Raw genomic sequence first — 15,867 nt, 5'->3', positions numbered from 1 at the left:
GTGAAAATCCCCCTCAAATATATTTGAGGGGGATTAAATTTTTGAAGTGGATTTTTCATTAGAGAGTTGTTTAATAAAAAATACTCCTTTTTCAATAGCTGTCTCAATATAGCCAACGATTTGATCAAACGTAAATACTTGTAAGTCTTCATGCAAATGTTGCTTTGGATACAACATATCTTCAAAAAGATACTTTCGAAAAGCTAAAACGTTTTCTTTAGAAACCTCTTCAATATCCACAATGTGAGCCTCTTGATTGAGAAGAGAGAAAAGCTGTTGTTCTTGATCGTAATGATGAAGCAACTTTGCATTTAACAATTTAAAATCGTTATAGTACAGGGGTGCGATAGTTTCGTCATTCTCTATTCTATTTTTTAGCCAAGGTAGAAAAAATCCACTTAGCCAATTATCATCGGCAATGAGGTGGGTATAATAGCCTAAAATAAATGGGGAATCTATATGTGATTCATATTTATGAAAAAATGAATCATAATCTATTCTTCTCGTATAGTTCTTCGTTGTACCGGCATAAAAATGTGAGGTTCCTTTTTCTTTTTTTGAATGAACAGCATCAGGGGCTACAGCTCCAAGTAAGAAAGAAGTCTTATCGTGAATTGATAGTTTCTCAGCAATACCACTAGCGATAATAACATGCATAATTCGTGATCCCATGAATGCCACCTCTGTTTCCAGTATTCATTTCAGGAAGAGGACTAAACAGTTAGTATTACTTTCCCTGTACTTTTTCTACTTTCGACCCATTCATGTGCTTTCCCTGCATTTTGAAGTGGAAAAGATTTCGTAGCCTTAATTTGTAAACGTCCGTCACGCAAATAACGGAAAACTTCATTTGCAGTTTCTTGGAGCAGTTCAGGACGCTTTTTTCGTGTGGTTCCAAAGCTAAAACCAAGTATAGAGCGGCAACTTGCATGTAAATCTTTCGTTTGAAAGTTACCAATTTCACCGCTAGCATTACCGAAATGAACGAGGCGACCGTAATAAGCAAGGCAGTTTAAACTTCTTTCAGAAACCGTTCCAGAAATAGAGTCTAAAATTACATCAACCCCTTCACCATTTGTCAGTTCATTGACTTTCTCTACAAAATCTTCATCTTGATGACAAATAACATAATCAGCTCCAGCATCTAAAGCAATTTCTTTTTTTGCTTCACTTCCGACAGTGCCTATAACTGTTCCAGCCTCTAATAGTTTAGCAAGTTGAATAGCAGTAGTGCCAATTCCGCCAGCAGCCGCATGAATGAGTACAGATTCACCTTGTTGAAGCCTTGCAACATTTGCGAGTAAATTATAGCTTGTAAAAGATACGATTGGACAAGCGGCTGCAGTTTGAAAGTCAACTTCATGGGGTAATACGAAAGTAAGATTTTCATTTGCAACAACGTATTCTGCGTAAGATCCATTTTGAGGAAAAGCAATGACACGTTGTCCAGGGTGAATATTTTTCACATGAGAACCGACACGTTCTACAATACCAGTGGCATCTATACCTGGAATAAAAGGTAGTGCTTTATTTCCTTTTTTACCATAACGTGATTTAATATCAGCGAAATTTACACTAGTAGCAACAACGCGAATTAAAACTTGATCTTCTGAAATAGACGGTATATCCAAATCTGTATATTTCATCACTTCAGGACCACCGAACGACGTTACAACGATAGCTTTCATCATATATCCTCCTAAATTTGACTATATAAATTATTTTAAATCTTTATCAGAAATTGGAAAAATATATAATAGTTATGTGTGGTTATAAGTGAAGCTTATGAACTAAATGAATCATAATATTAATTTATATAAAAAAACTTTAAAAAAATCGAACGAAATATGAATTACCTGCCAATATATAGTGTAAGACAAAGGAGGGCTGGAATATGAAGGGTGAAATAGATTACGCACATTTAATCCAATTAACTTTATCAGGAAATAAAGAAGCATATAGCAAGTTGTATGATAAAACGATTCAAGAAGTATATAAAACAGCACATTTTTTAATAGAGGATAAAACGGATGTAGATGATGTCGTTCAAGAAATATACATACAACTATATGAATCGCTTCGTAAGTATGATAGCGAGAAGCCATTTCGTCCTTGGCTAATTGGACTTGCGATTAAACAAATTCACTCTTATAGAAGAAAGAGGTGGATGCGACTACGAATTATAAAAAAAGCAGAAGAGCAAAGAAAGTCAGTGCAAATTGATTTTTCTAACGATGTTGTAAGTAAAATATCAAACCAAAAACTAATTGAACTCATTCATAAATTACCGTATAAATTGAAACAAGTTATTATCTTAAGATACTTACACGATTATTCACAAGAAGAAGTAGCACAAATATTACATATTCCAATTGGTACTGTGAAATCTAGAATTCACGCAGCATTAAAGAAACTACGTCAAAAAGAGCAAGTAGAAGAAATCTTTTTAGGAGAGGTAGGGAATGTGAAATGAGTTTAGATTGTAGAGTTAGAGAATCTATACAAGAAGAATCGAAGGGAATTGTTGCCCCGCCGGAGTTAAAAGAAAAAGTAATTGTTCAGATTAAAATGAATCGCGGAGGGAACAAAAGGAAGAAGCGTCTTATTGCAGGAGTGCTTGCGGCAGCATTTTTAATCCCGACGACTGGTTTTGCGTATCAATCTATTATGGCGGATGGTATATACGGATCTTTCGAGAATTTAAAAAAACATGCCGGAACGATGACATTAGAGGCGTATATGCGTTTTAGTGCAAAATTATCAGAGGCGAAAGATGAAATGGGTACGAAGGAATATGAAGAGTTTACAAAAGAACTAAAAAAATTAACAAATGCAAAACTTACGTACGGAGATTCGAACGGTAATATTGATTATGATCAATTATCACCAGCAAAAAGAGAAGAAATGAAAAAGGTAAGTATGGGTCTTCAGCCATACTTTGATAAATTAAATGGTCATAAGTCTAGTAAAGAAGTATTAACACAAAAAGAGTTTGACCGTTATGTGGAAGCTTTAATGACATATGAAATCGTACAAGTGAAGACAAAATCAACTGGTGGGATGAAAGTAGAAGAAGTACCTGAGGCGTACAAAGAAAGATTTATTCAAGCGGAGCAGTTTATGGAGTATGTAGATGAAAAGGTGAGATAAGTAAAAAGCTCAATGCTTTAGCTTTGAGCTTTTTTATTAAAACAAAAAAAGAGTGTTCAATTATATTTTTTCATATTTGCAGTATCTTTTTGTATAAAACAATCTAAAAGTGAATAACCAGCTATTAAACTAATTATCGTAACAAAAGTTGTATTTATTAGAATAATATTAACTAAATAAGGTAGGTATTCTGCAAGTGGTGAAAAGAGTAGTGCTGGGGAAAAGGAAATGAATAGTGTAGGCACTGTAATAGCAATAAATTTATCCGGTTGAAAGCTCCAGTTTTGTTTACTTGTTTCGCGATTAATAGATTGAAGGAATCGTAATAAAATGCCAACTATAAGAGGGAAGAGTGTAAAGTAGAATAATCTTGGATAAACGTTAAAGTTCACTTGCGTGTCTGTATCTAAATAAAATTGAATTTTTACTCCTACAAATAATAATAAGACGATAAATAATGTAAAGCAGAGGTATAGCATCACTTTTTGCATTATATTCCACCATCCTTTACTCAAAATATATTCAAAAAAAGAAGAGATATACAATAACTACTGTTGTATATCTCTTCTTTTACTGTTAGTTAATAGTGGAGTTTGCTTTTTCTTGCTTCGTGAAATAATCAATAATGCCCATTGCACTAATTTCTATATCTAGATGTAAAATATTATAAACGGAATGATCTGATGGAACGTTTAACTTTGTAAGATGAGAAGAGATTTTATCCATTAACAAAGTTTGTAAAGCTTTAGTAGCTTCATCGAAATCATTATACTTTTCAAAGACTTCCTTACCAGTCTGAACGAAAATAGGTAGCCAATATTCCAGTTGATTGTATACTTCTGTAACATGAGAGGATGCGCCGTAATGACCGAAATAAATAGTATCTACATCCATACTTTGAATATGATTTTTAGAAGCAATCATCGCATCTGGTTGAAATTGTGAAGGGGACGTTGATGGTAGATACAGTTCTACACCAACGTTTGCGAGTTCTCTATAATAAATTCCAATTGTATCACCAGTGAAAATCCCGTTTGTTAATGAATCGTGAATGCTAATATGGTGCTTAGCATGCCCCGGTGTATCGTAAAATGTAAGGATACGTTCTTCGGCAATTTTTAACGTATCACCATGTTGTACAATACGAACACGTTCTTCTTCTATAGGAAGAATTGGATCAAATAGTTTATCAAAATCTTCTTTGTATACAGCTTTTGCACCTAAAATGAGTTTTGTTGGGTCAATCATATGACGAGCACCGCGAGAATGCACATATAAAGTAGCATTTGGGCACTTTTCCATCATTAAACCAGCAGCCCCTGCGTGATCTAAATGAACGTGTGTAACGATAATGTTTTTAACTGCGTTTAAATCAATATGTAATTGTTGTAAGCCTTCTAAAATATACGGAAGAGAAGGGGCTGCACAAGTTTCAATTAAAGTAATATCGTCACCTAATAAAACGTACGTACCAGTTCGTTCATTATGTTGTAAATCGAAATCATCAATCAGATATAGGTGAGAAGATAATTGCTCTACTTTTTTCATATTTACCACTCCTTATATACTGCATGTTTCTATTATACGCTAAAATAGAAAAAAGGCAGAAAACGAAGCTCGTCTTCTGCCTTTTTGTAATATTATTATTTCGTTTGTTGTTTATTAATAGACATAATGAACAGTCCAACAATCCCGCCTACTAATGGAAGCATAATTTCTCCTGCTAAATTAAAGTAGGAGCTTAAGAATAAACCATTTACATCGATTACCCAGCCAGTAACATACAATAACATCATATATAGTACGAAATAAAACTCGCGATTTGAAATCGTTTCATGTTGTGCAGTTTTCATAATGGACACCATCCTTTTCTTTTATAATGGAATATAAACTGTCACATTTTGTTCACATTTCAATTGTAAAACTTTCCATCATAAAAGTCTAGTAGTATGTGTCGAATTTTGAACGGAAATAAAGCGTTATCATTATATCTTATAAGTACGTAATAAGAGATGTATATTCACGAATGTAGTATAGTATAAACATAGAATGATAGTGAAGAGAGGGGCAAAGACAATGACAGTTTATGATTTTTCAGCTAAAACAATTACCGGTGAAGAAAAATCGTTAAAAGATTACGAAGGAAAAGCACTTCTTATTGTAAATGTAGCTAGTAAATGTGGTTTCACACCGCAATATAAAGGATTACAAGAGGTGTATGATAAATATAAAGACCAAGGACTTGAAATACTCGGATTCCCTTGTAACCAATTCGGAGGACAAGAACCAGGTACAGAAGCGGACATTACTAGTTTTTGTGAATTAAACTACGGTGTAAACTTCCCAATGTTTGCAAAGGTTGATGTGAAAGGTGATAAGGCTCATCCTTTATATACATACATGACAGAACAAGCACCAGGTTTACTCGGTATGAAAGCAGTGAAATGGAATTTTACGAAGTTTTTAATTGGAAAAGACGGGAAAGTAGTAGGGCGTTTTGCGCCACAGACGAAGCCGGTAGATTTAGAGGTTGAGATTGAGAAGGTACTTGGAGAATAATTAGGAGTTTCACTTTATTAAAAAACGTCTCAAAGAACAATGTAGTTCTTTGAGACGTTTTCTTTAAACTCACATTTTCAAGATTAAATTACTGTATCAAAGCCATCTGATTTAGGTAGAGAAGCTGCTTTTTTCATAAGCACTTCCCATAAGTGTACGGATTTCTTCCATTCTGCTGCAGCCTGCCCCTGTTTATACATAGCATTCTCATAACTGGCAGTAAGTTGTTGCATATCGGCCGAGTTGTAAAGTGTATCGATATGGAGAGCGTATTCTCGGAATGTTTGACTTTCACCCCGTGGCATGCCAATTCTCGCAAATTGTTTTAAAAGTGCACCGTAAGCTTTTTGATAAACAGCATCATCTTTTCGGTATTTATAGAAATGAATAATAAGAAATGTCCTCCATATCATTCTAGTGGTGAAGAGAATGTATCCCATAATACTAATTAGTATCGTAGAGAGGAATACGTACCACCAAGAAAAACTAGTTTGAGAATTTGTGACCTTTTTAGTAGAAGCTTCTTCTGTATTTTCTATTAAACTTTTAAGTTTTGCTTCATTATTTCGTTGTTGTATTTGCGTGTTATTAGAATTATTTGCTTCGCTATTTTGTGAAATAGGAGCAGGCGTATTATTTATAAAATTATAGGGATTAGTAAATCCTTTTGTTGGTTCGAATGGAATCCATCCGTATCCTGGGAAATATACTTCGACCCAAGAGTGTGCGTTATCGTTCGTGATTGTATAAACATCCTCACCTTCTGCAGAGGCAAGTGTATTGTCAAGAGTTCCTTCTGTATAGCCTTTTACCCAGCGAGCAGGAATCCCGGCAGAACGAAGTAGTACAATCATAGACGTCGAAAAATTATTACAGTAGCCGCTTTTTGTATCGAAAAGGAATTGATCTACATAATCTTGGCTTTTGGCAGGGAATAAGACATTCGTTGATTCGTATGTAAAAGAGTTGTCTGTAAAGTAATTTTCAATAGCTAATACTTTATCATATCGGTTGTCTTTATCATTTGTAAGATTGACAGCCAAGTTTTTTACGCGCTGTGGTAATGACTTGGGAAGTTGTGTGTACTTTGTCATAAAATAAGGATTTGTTTCTTGACCTTCATTTGTTTTTACAGCTTTCAAGTTTTCTATGGAAAACTCAGGGATCTCATATGTTACTTTATACGAATGTAAAGTAGTAGAAGAGTCTCCATTCATTGTATAAATTTTTTCTGAAAACGGGTCAACACTGTATGATACATCAGAAGCAGCCTCAACTGATACTAATCCTGCTGGATAGGTAAGGTGAGGGTAACTTTTTTGCATGGTAATTGTTGCCTCAGTCGTTTTCATTTTTGTATTTTGTTCGTACCAGCTTACGACGTCGTTTTTATTTTTAAAAGAAATCTTTTTCGGATTTTCAGAAATTTCCCAGCCTTTTCCTGTATAAAAATCTTTTGTTTCTACTCTCCAATATTGTTTGTTTTGCGTTCGTGCTGTGAAAACAACTGTAGGATCCGCCTTAAAAGGACCGCCTAATCGCGAGTCATCTAAACCATACCCAATTGTATAAATTTTTTGTTCTTTACTTGCTTCAGATGTGTTGAATTTTAAAAAATCCATTGGGTTTGGCCATTGAGGGCCAAATTTTGGAGCAAAGTATGCAATGGTTACTAATAATACGATAAATATTGTAAGTGGTCTAAGTAATTTTGAGATTTCTCTAGCATAATTTTGTAAGTGTTCACGTTCTTTTATTCGTTCTACTTGAAGAAGACTAAGCATAAAAAAGCCGATGACAACAGTACGAATAATAGCGTAGTTTGCATTGTATAAATGTAAGTTATGAAAAGTTGCGATATAAATAATAGTCAATACAAGGAATAGAAACCCACGTTTTTTATGAATAATCCAAAATGAAGTGAAAGAACTCAAAAACCAAAATGAGAGAAAAAATAAAACCGTCGGAAAAACTGGAGAAATATCTAGTAAATTCCCTTGGAAAAACAGGGAGGAATTTCGAAACATATCAGAAAAGAATGTTGTTAGCCAAGATGGATTTATAAAAGCATTTTTATAATATAGGGAATGAATGATAAATAAGACTGTGACAATTTTTATAGGAATCTGCCACCTCGTTTGAAAAAAAGAGAGAGCGAAGCAAATTCCTATAAATGTTACGAAAATATCTAATCTACCTACATTTGTAATACCTATAAGAGGTCTTAGCCATTCTAGTAAAAGAAGAAATACACATGCATGCATGAAGAATCTGTTCGTATCCCACTTGTATTTTGCTTGTAATATCATCATTTGTTCACCTCAAAAAACACGTTTGTATACCGGTTTTCATAAACCGTGTTTACAAATATTTGTCGTTTTTTTAGAGTTTCTAGTATACTGAGTTCTCGGTGTGAAAGTTGATTCGCTTTTTCTTTCACGACAAAAACCATACATTTTCTATTTCTTATAGCAGCACAATCAGCCGCCTTTTGAATATCGGGAGAAAGATTACTGGTCACGAGTATAACCGTGACGGGCTCATAAATTTTTCTTAGTTCCATGTCTACACTCTGGGAGAGCGGGAATACACTGTCTGCTTGTACTTTTGCTAAATGACAAAGGATTTGTTGTAACTGCGTATCTCCATTGTCTAAAGGGAAAATAGTTTGTTCTTTTCCGATAGACACGAATGATGCTGGTGAATTTTGTTTCAAGACAGCCCTTACGATAGAGGCAGTAAATGTGACGACTGATTCGAATAGAGGAGACTCGGTTCTGTCTATGAATATCATGATATTATGGCTGCGCTGTTGTTCAAACTCTTTTGTCATAATATTGTTTGTTCGTGCAGTTGCTTTCCAATCGATCCATGAAAAGCGATCGCCAGGTTTATAGTCTCTGACACCGACCGAGATTGTAGAGTCTTTTGCTGAATTTATATTTGCTGAAAGCGCTCCTTGTTCGAAATGATTTTCCAATTGTCGATACGCTATATCTACATACTGGGGATAGACTAAAAATGTATTTGGAACTGAAAAAGTTACTTCTTTCTCCATCATGCCGAATAAATCGCCAGTTTTGACACGAACGCTTGAAAAAGTGTGCTCGCCTCTAGGGATTGTGTCAATAACATATTGAAACGAAATATTTCGTTTCAATCCTGGGAAGAGTACTACCTTATTCATCTTTATTTGTTTACAACTTATAAATTGTGGTGGCAGTTCATCTTCTATAACTAAATAAAGTAAGGGAAAAGGAAATTTTCTTTTTATTGTAATCGTGCTTACAAATTGTTCTCCTACTACATATCCATTTTGGTTTGTTATTCGCTTTACTTCAGCGTCCCGTAAAGCGTAGAAGGGGAGTAGTAGTGAATAAAGAGCAATGGGAATTATGCTGTAAAATAAAAACCAACTGACAAACCCTCCTTGAAACATAGCGTACACAAATGTTAAGACTAGGCATAAAGGGAGTAGCAATAACTTCATAACGTGATATAGCGCTCGCAGCATTCGTTTCATCAAGGGTTCATCGCCCTTTGAGTAGGCACGGTAGTTCGTGCAACGATTTTTGCGATAACTTGTTCGCCAGTTATTCCTTCAAATTTTGCTTCCATTTTTAGAATGAGCCTATGCGCTAAAACGTAAGGAGCTAAAAGTTTAACATCGTCTGGAATAACATAATTTCTGCCATGGATAAATGCATAAGCTTGTGAAGCTTTCATTAAAGCAATTGAGCCACGTGGACTTGCACCTAGCTGTATAGAACTGTACGTACGAGTCTGATTAACAAGCTTTACAATGTAATGCTTAATTGCTTTGTCCATACTTACTACCCGTACGCTTTGTTGTAAATAAAGTAATTCTTCTATTGTAGTAATGGTCTGTAATTGAGAGAGTGGATTTGTTTTTTCCATCCGGTTTAAAATTTCAAATTCTTCTTCTGGTGTAGGATATCCCATTTTTAGTTTCAATAAGAAACGATCGAGCTGAGCTTCTGGTAGAGAATATGTTCCTTCATATTCGACCGGATTTTGTGTAGCCATGACAAAGAACGGCTTTGGTAAAGGTCTTGTAATACCATCTATTGTAATATTGCCTTCTTCCATACATTCAAGTAAAGCAGATTGTGTCTTTGGAGATGTACGATTAATTTCATCAGCAAGTACAAAATTCCCCATAATTGGTCCAGGCTTGAACTCAAATTGGAGCTCTTTCGGATTATAAATAGAAACTCCTGTTACATCTGACGGCAATAAATCAGGTGTAAATTGAATTCGCTTATAATCAGCATCAATGGATTTAGAAAGAGCACGTACTAGCATTGTTTTCCCGACACCAGGAACATCTTCTAATAGCACATGACCTTCAGCTAAGAGAGCTGTCAAAGCTAAGGTCGTTTCTTTTCGTTTTCCGACCATTATTTTTTCAATATTATTGATTATTTTTTCTACAGTGGGATGTAATGAATCAAGCTGGGGCATCGTAATCCTCCTAATGTTATTATCGTTTTCTAATCTATTTAGTGGACATATTTCTAATTCTATTTGTAGATAGTAAAACTTCTACCTTAAATTCTGAGAATATTCAGATTATTTATTTCGATTACATCTAGTATAATTGTTTCCGTAACTAAGGGCAATACAGTAAATAATGATTTGTAGTTTTATGTAAAATCAGACTCGATATAAAATAATAACATTGGGAAAAATTTTTTTACATACAATTTATACTCTTTTCCTTATGGCAGTTTTGAAATAATATCAAAACTCTTTTTCTTTTGCAAAATAGTCGATACCTCAAAATAGCATTCTCCTAATAATTAAGATTAACCATAATCTTCACAACGGAACAAAAGATTTTCTCACAAACTTATTTTCTACTGAATTTTTGACAATCTCTTGAACTGTGCGAAATGTCACATCTGTATTTTACAACCTCTCTTATAGTAAGGGTATGTAAGAGAGACGTATTAAAGGAGTGAACAGTATGAAGAAAAAAACTTCAGCACTAATGAGACGTTTAAAATATTTTTCGCCAATAGATCGTTATAACGATAATCATACACAAGAAACATATGAAGATCGCGAATGGGAAAATGTGTACAGAAAGCGTTGGCAGCATGATAAAGTAATTCGTTCTACACACGGCGTGAACTGTACTGGTTCATGTAGCTGGAATATATATGTGAAAGATGGAATTGTAACTTGGGAAGGGCAGGAGCTTAACTATCCGACTACAGGTCCTGATATGCCAGATTTTGAACCGCGAGGATGCCCACGTGGAGCAAGTTTTTCTTGGTACATTTATAGTCCACTTCGTGTGAAATACCCGTATGTACGTGGTGTTCTTTGGAATATGTGGCAAGAAGAATTGCAAAATAACGAGTCACCATTAGAGGCTTGGAAAAGCATTGTGGAAAACCGTGAAAAGGCACGTACGTATAAGCAGGCGCGTGGTAAAGGGGGATTCATTCGTGCGAATTGGGATGAAGTGTTACAACTCGTTTCAGCTTCATTACTGTACACAGTAATGAAATACGGTCCAGACCGAAATGTTGGCTTTTCACCAATTCCAGCTATGTCGATGTTAAGTCATGCTGCTGGTAGTCGCTTTATGCAACTTATGGGTGGACCGATGCTTAGCTTCTATGATTGGTATGCGGATTTACCACCAGCTTCTCCTCAAATTTGGGGTGATCAAACAGATGTACCAGAAAGTAGTGACTGGTATAACTCTGGTTACATTATGACATGGGGTTCAAATGTACCAATGACGAGAACACCAGATGCACACTTTTTAGCAGAGGTTCGATATAAAGGAACGAAAGTCGTTTCTGTCAGTCCTGATTTCGCTGAATCAACAAAGTTTGCGGATGATTGGATTAGTGTGAAACAAGGTACAGACGGTGCACTTGCGATGGCAATGGGACACGTAATCTTACAAGAATTTTACGTGGATAATCAAGTGGAATATTTCACAAAGTATGCGAAGCAATATACTGATTTTCCTTTCTTTGTCACATTGAAACAAAAAGGAGATCAATTCGTTGCTGATCGCTTCTTAAATGCTTCTGATATTGGACGAGAAACGAAGTTAGGGGAATGGAAACCTGTTCTTTGGAACGAGAATACGAATGATTTTGCAACACCTCACGGCACAATGGGGTCACGTTGGGATAATGAAAAGAAATGGAACTTGCGTTTAGAAGATGAAGAAACAGGTGAAAAGATTGATCCACGTCTTTCTTTACTTGGAATGGAGGAAGCGATTGGAACTGTACAAATTCCGTACTTCTCTGATGATGGAAACAAAATATTAGAACGTACAATTCCAGTGAAAAAGGTTATGACAGAAGAAGGCGAATTGTTCGTTACAACTGTATACGACTTAACGTTAGCAAATTACGGTGTGAACCGAGGGCTTGGCGGACAAGAACCGAAAGATTTCAATGATGACATACCGTTTACACCTGCATGGCAAGAGAAAATGACAGGAGTAAAACGTGAGCTTATTATTCAAATCGCTCGTGAGTTCGCACAAAATGCTGTTGATACGAATGGTCGCTCAATGATAATTGTCGGAGCGGGTATTAACCATTGGTTTAACTCTGATACGATTTATCGCGCCGTTTTAAATCTTGTTCTTCTCGTTGGAGCACAAGGTGTAAACGGCGGTGGTTGGGCTCATTATGTTGGTCAAGAAAAATTAAGACCAGCAGAAGGATGGCAAACAATCGCGATGGCAAAAGATTGGCAAGGTCCACCGAAATTACAAAACGGTACATCCTTCTTCTATTTCGTAACAGATCAATGGCGTTATGAAGATACACCTGTTGGACATTTAGCATCACCAGTTGAAGGTAACTCTCGTTATCAACATCACGGTGATTACAACGTATTAGCTGCACGACTTGGCTGGTTACCTTCTTATCCAACATTCGAGAAAAATGGAATTGAATTATATAAAGAGGCTGTTGCTGCTGGTGCAACAACGCAAGAAGAAATCGGAAAATACGTTGCACAAAAATTAAAAGAAAAAGAACTGAAATTTGCGATTGAAGATCCAGATAACAAAAACAACTTCCCGCGCAACTTATTCGTATGGCGTGCGAATTTAATTTCGAGTTCTGGTAAAGGACATGAATATTTCTTAAAACATTTATTAGGTACAACAAACGGGTTAATGAATGACGACAGTGATTCATTACGACCAGAAGAAATAAAGTGGCATGAAGAAGCGCCAGAAGGGAAGCTTGATTTACTCATTAATTTAGATTTCCGTATGGCTGGAACAGCACTGTATTCTGATATCGTCTTACCTGCTTCAACTTGGTACGAAAAACACGATTTAAGCAGTACAGATATGCATCCATTTGTACATCCATTTAATCCGGCAATCGGTTCACCGTGGGAAGCGCGCTCTGACTGGGGTATTTTCACTTCACTTTCTAAAGCAGTGTCTGATTTAGCGAAGAAAATTGATCTTGAACCAATGAAAGAAGTTGTTGCAACACCACTTCTTCATGATACACCGCAAGAATTAGCGCAACCACTTGGCAAGATTAAAGATTGGAGTAAAGGTGAATGTGAACCAATCCCGGGTAAAACGATGCCACAAATTCACGTTGTTGAAAGGGATTATAAAACGATTTATGACAAAATGACTGCGCTTGGACCAAATGCCGGAAAACAACCGATTGGTACGAAAGGGATCTCTTGGTCAGCAGAAAAAGAGTATGAGCAATTAAAGAGCAAATTAGGAGTCGTTCGAACGGATTCTATCGCGAAAGGTTGTCCAGACATTAAAGAAGCAATCAATGCTGCTGAAGCGGTATTAACACTATCTTCTACAACAAACGGTCATATGGCAGTAAAAGCATGGGAAGCACTTGAAAAACAAACAGATTTAAAACTACGTGATTTAGCAGAAGAACGTGAAGAAGAATGCTTTACATTCGAACAAATTACAGCACAACCGAAAACAGTAATTACTTCTCCGGCCTTTACAGGTTCAGAAAAAGGTGGACGACGTTACTCACCGTTTACAACAAATGTGGAACGTCTCATCCCTTGGAGAACGATAACTGGTCGACAATCTTTCTACTTAGACCATGACATGATGAAAGAATTTGGTGAAACGATGGCAACATTTAAACCAATTCTGCAACATAAACCGTTCCGTAAATCACGACCTGAAGTAGAAGGGAAAGAAATTACATTAAACTATTTAACACCGCATAATAAGTGGTCGATTCATAGTATGTACTTCGATTCATTACCGATGTTAACGCTATTTAGAGGTGGTCCAACTGTTTGGATGAATAAAGAGGACGCTGCTGAAGCGGGTGTTGCAGATAATGATTGGATTGAGTGCTTTAATCGTAACGGTGTTGTTGTAGCGCGTGCTGTTGTAACGCACCGTATACCGAGAGGAATGGCATTTATGCATCATGCGCAAGATCGTCACATTAACGTACCTGGTACGAAATTAACAAGTAATCGCGGGGGAACGCATAATAGTCCAACTCGAATTCACGTAAAACCGACACATATGATTGGTGGATATGGTCAATTAAGTTATGGATTTAACTATTATGGTCCAACTGGGAACCAGCGTGATTTAAATGTTGTAATCCGTAAACTGAAGGAGGTAGATTGGCTTGAAGATTAAAGCACAAGTCGGAATGGTAATGAACCTAGATAAATGCATCGGCTGTCATACTTGTAGCGTAACATGCAAAAACACCTGGACAAATCGTCCAGGTGCTGAATATATGTATTTCAATAACGTAGAAACGAAACCAGGTATTGGTTATCCGAAACAATGGGAAGATCAGGAGAAATATAAAGGCGGCTGGGAATTGAAAAATGGTGAAATTCAGCTAAAATCCGGTTCGAAAATGAAACGTCTTATGAATATTTTCCACAATCCAGATCAACCAACGATTGATGATTACTTTGAACCTTGGAACTATGATTATGAAACGTTAACAAATAGTCCGCAGCGTAAGCATCAGCCAGTTGCTCGTCCGAAATCAGCAATTACAGGCGAATTTATCGACAAAATTGAATGGGGTCCAAACTGGGAAGATGACTTAGCAGGCGGACATATAACTGGATTGCAAGATCCAAACGTAAAGAAAATGGAAGAAGAAATTAAAACAGATTTTGAAAACGTCTTTATGATGTATTTACCACGCATATGTGAACATTGTATGAATCCATCTTGCGTATCATCTTGTCCATCTGGTGCGATGTATAAACGTGAAGAAGATGGAATTGTTCTTGTAGATCAAAATGCATGTCGCGCATGGAGATTCTGCGTATCATCTTGTCCATATAAAAAAGTGTATTTTAACTGGCAAACGAATAAAGCTGAAAAATGTACAATGTGCTTCCCACGTATTGAAGCTGGTATGCCAACAATTTGTTCAGAAACATGTGTAGGACGTATCAGGTATATTGGAGTAATGCTATATGACGCTGATAAAGTAAAAGAAGCAGCTTCTGTTGAAGACGAAAAAGATTTATATGAATCTCAGCTTACTGTTTTCCTAGATCCAAATGATCCAGAAATAGCAGCTGAAGCGAAAAAACAAGGCATTCCTGAAGAATGGATTAAAGCAGCACAACAGTCACCTATCTATAAAATGATTATCGATTGGAAAATTGCTCTGCCTCTTCACCCGGAGTATCGTACAATGCCGATGGTTTGGTATATCCCTCCGCTTAGCCCAATTATGAACATGGTGGAAGGGAAAGGTAGTAACTGGCAAGCAGAAGAGGTTTTCCCTGCAATTGATAATATGCGTATTCCAATTCAATATTTAGCGAATTTACTCACTGCAGGGGATGAATCACACATTCGTCTTACATTGAAAAAAATGGCTGTTATGCGAACATATATGAGAGCACTGCAAATTAATAAAGAGCCAAATGAAGCTGTATTAAAAGAACTTGGTTTAGCGAAACAGGATGTAGAAGATATGTATCGTCTTCTTGCCATTGCGAAATATAAAGATCGCTTCGTTATCCCGACATCTCACCGTGAACAAGTGGCAGATTTATATAGCGAACAAGGAAGCTGTGGTTTATCATTCACAGGTGGTCCAGGCTCTTGTATGACAATTTCTTAAATAAAGGGGGCAGAAAATT

Annotated in this window: 13 protein-coding genes; 5 read left to right on the top strand and 8 right to left on the bottom strand. The window is 36.2% G+C overall.

The window, feature by feature from the left end:
• Window positions 1-33: 33 nt before the first annotated feature.
• Window positions 34-672, bottom strand: a complete 639-nt coding sequence (locus tag D1166_RS06250) for a zinc dependent phospholipase C family protein (protein WP_000535630.1) — start codon at window positions 670-672, stop codon at window positions 34-36.
• Window positions 673-713: 41 nt separating this feature from the next.
• Window positions 714-1,688 carry a quinone oxidoreductase family protein gene (locus D1166_RS06245; RefSeq protein ID WP_097856343.1) on the bottom strand — a complete coding sequence of 325 codons (975 nt, stop codon included), beginning with the start codon at window positions 1,686-1,688 and terminating at the stop codon, window positions 714-716.
• A 206-nt stretch (window positions 1,689-1,894) separates the two neighbouring features.
• Between D1166_RS06245 and D1166_RS06240 the strand changes: the two genes are divergently transcribed.
• A complete protein-coding gene (locus D1166_RS06240; RefSeq protein WP_000675563.1) occupies window positions 1,895-2,473 on the top strand; it encodes a sigma-70 family RNA polymerase sigma factor in 579 nt (192 codons plus the stop codon).
• A complete protein-coding gene (locus tag D1166_RS06235) occupies window positions 2,470-3,150 on the top strand; it encodes a DUF3600 domain-containing protein (protein ID WP_000050697.1) in 681 nt (226 codons plus the stop codon). The genes D1166_RS06240 and D1166_RS06235 overlap by 4 nt, the downstream gene beginning before the upstream one ends.
• Before the next feature lie 56 nt (window positions 3,151-3,206).
• Here the strand turns inward: D1166_RS06235 and D1166_RS06230 are convergent, their stop codons facing one another.
• The 3 genes from D1166_RS06230 to D1166_RS06220 all read right to left on the bottom strand — a co-directional run bounded on the left by D1166_RS06230 (window position 3,207) and on the right by D1166_RS06220 (window position 5,003).
• Window positions 3,207-3,641, bottom strand: coding sequence for a hypothetical protein (locus tag D1166_RS06230; RefSeq protein ID WP_001174544.1), 435 nt, complete (start codon window positions 3,639-3,641; stop codon window positions 3,207-3,209).
• Window positions 3,642-3,726: 85 nt separating this feature from the next.
• Window positions 3,727-4,698 carry an MBL fold metallo-hydrolase gene (locus tag D1166_RS06225; RefSeq protein ID WP_097856344.1) on the bottom strand — a complete coding sequence of 324 codons (972 nt, stop codon included), beginning with the start codon at window positions 4,696-4,698 and terminating at the stop codon, window positions 3,727-3,729.
• 95 nt (window positions 4,699-4,793) lie between these two features.
• Window positions 4,794-5,003 (bottom strand): DUF3925 domain-containing protein, encoded by a 210-nt coding sequence (locus D1166_RS06220; protein ID WP_000844984.1) that lies wholly within the window; start codon window positions 5,001-5,003, stop codon window positions 4,794-4,796.
• Between the two features lie 223 nt (window positions 5,004-5,226).
• Between D1166_RS06220 and bsaA the strand changes: the two genes are divergently transcribed.
• Window positions 5,227-5,709 carry a glutathione peroxidase gene (bsaA, locus tag D1166_RS06215; RefSeq protein WP_000219434.1) on the top strand — a complete coding sequence of 161 codons (483 nt, stop codon included), beginning with the start codon at window positions 5,227-5,229 and terminating at the stop codon, window positions 5,707-5,709.
• Between the two features lie 83 nt (window positions 5,710-5,792).
• Here the strand turns inward: bsaA and D1166_RS06210 are convergent, their stop codons facing one another.
• The 3 genes from D1166_RS06210 to D1166_RS06200 are packed head-to-tail and all read right to left on the bottom strand — an operon-like array spanning window position 5,793 to window position 10,194.
• Window positions 5,793-8,021, bottom strand: coding sequence for a transglutaminase TgpA family protein (locus tag D1166_RS06210; protein ID WP_097856345.1), 2,229 nt, complete (start codon window positions 8,019-8,021; stop codon window positions 5,793-5,795).
• The gene (locus D1166_RS06205) at window positions 8,018-9,232 is read right to left on the bottom strand and encodes a DUF58 domain-containing protein (protein ID WP_000827541.1); all 1,215 of its coding nucleotides are present in this window, start codon (window positions 9,230-9,232) and stop codon (window positions 8,018-8,020) included. The genes D1166_RS06210 and D1166_RS06205 overlap by 4 nt, the downstream gene beginning before the upstream one ends.
• A complete protein-coding gene (locus D1166_RS06200) occupies window positions 9,232-10,194 on the bottom strand; it encodes an AAA family ATPase (RefSeq protein WP_097856346.1) in 963 nt (320 codons plus the stop codon). The genes D1166_RS06205 and D1166_RS06200 overlap by 1 nt, the downstream gene beginning before the upstream one ends.
• A 505-nt stretch (window positions 10,195-10,699) precedes the next feature.
• On the opposite strand from D1166_RS06200, the gene D1166_RS06195 reads away from it, so the two are divergent.
• Both D1166_RS06195 and narH read left to right on the top strand, forming a co-directional pair.
• Window positions 10,700-14,383, top strand: coding sequence for a nitrate reductase subunit alpha (locus tag D1166_RS06195; RefSeq protein WP_097856347.1), 3,684 nt, complete (start codon window positions 10,700-10,702; stop codon window positions 14,381-14,383).
• A complete protein-coding gene (narH, locus tag D1166_RS06190) occupies window positions 14,373-15,848 on the top strand; it encodes a nitrate reductase subunit beta (protein ID WP_000692663.1) in 1,476 nt (491 codons plus the stop codon). The genes D1166_RS06195 and narH overlap by 11 nt, the downstream gene beginning before the upstream one ends.
• Window positions 15,849-15,867 lie beyond the last annotated feature (19 nt).

The sequence above is a fragment of the Bacillus sp. ISO11 genome (genome assembly GCF_003458115.1).
In the GTDB taxonomy this organism is placed as follows: Bacteria; Bacillota; Bacilli; order Bacillales; family Bacillaceae_G; genus Bacillus_A; species Bacillus_A cereus.
The sequence above is the reverse complement of the archived record's forward strand: the minus strand, read 5'-3'. Positions and strand labels throughout refer to the sequence as shown.

What these genes read in the sequence shown, in the direction of transcription:
- D1166_RS06205 (WP_000827541.1), bottom strand. Translation starts at nt 9,232, where the DNA reads ATGAAACGAATGCTGCGAGCGCTATATCACGTTATGAAGTTATTGCTA.
- D1166_RS06245 (WP_097856343.1), bottom strand. Translation starts at nt 1,688, where the DNA reads ATGAAAGCTATCGTTGTAACGTCGTTCGGTGGTCCTGAAGTGATGAAA.
- D1166_RS06210 (WP_097856345.1), bottom strand. Translation starts at nt 8,021, where the DNA reads ATGATGATATTACAAGCAAAATACAAGTGGGATACGAACAGATTCTTC.
- bsaA (WP_000219434.1), top strand. Translation starts at nt 5,227, where the DNA reads ATGACAGTTTATGATTTTTCAGCTAAAACAATTACCGGTGAAGAAAAA.
- D1166_RS06240 (WP_000675563.1), top strand. Translation starts at nt 1,895, where the DNA reads ATGAAGGGTGAAATAGATTACGCACATTTAATCCAATTAACTTTATCA.
- D1166_RS06235 (WP_000050697.1), top strand. Translation starts at nt 2,470, where the DNA reads ATGAGTTTAGATTGTAGAGTTAGAGAATCTATACAAGAAGAATCGAAG.
- D1166_RS06200 (WP_097856346.1), bottom strand. Translation starts at nt 10,194, where the DNA reads ATGCCCCAGCTTGATTCATTACATCCCACTGTAGAAAAAATAATCAAT.
- D1166_RS06195 (WP_097856347.1), top strand. Translation starts at nt 10,700, where the DNA reads ATGAAGAAAAAAACTTCAGCACTAATGAGACGTTTAAAATATTTTTCG.
- D1166_RS06220 (WP_000844984.1), bottom strand. Translation starts at nt 5,003, where the DNA reads ATGAAAACTGCACAACATGAAACGATTTCAAATCGCGAGTTTTATTTC.
- D1166_RS06250 (WP_000535630.1), bottom strand. Translation starts at nt 672, where the DNA reads ATGGGATCACGAATTATGCATGTTATTATCGCTAGTGGTATTGCTGAG.
- D1166_RS06225 (WP_097856344.1), bottom strand. Translation starts at nt 4,698, where the DNA reads ATGAAAAAAGTAGAGCAATTATCTTCTCACCTATATCTGATTGATGAT.
- D1166_RS06230 (WP_001174544.1), bottom strand. Translation starts at nt 3,641, where the DNA reads ATGCAAAAAGTGATGCTATACCTCTGCTTTACATTATTTATCGTCTTA.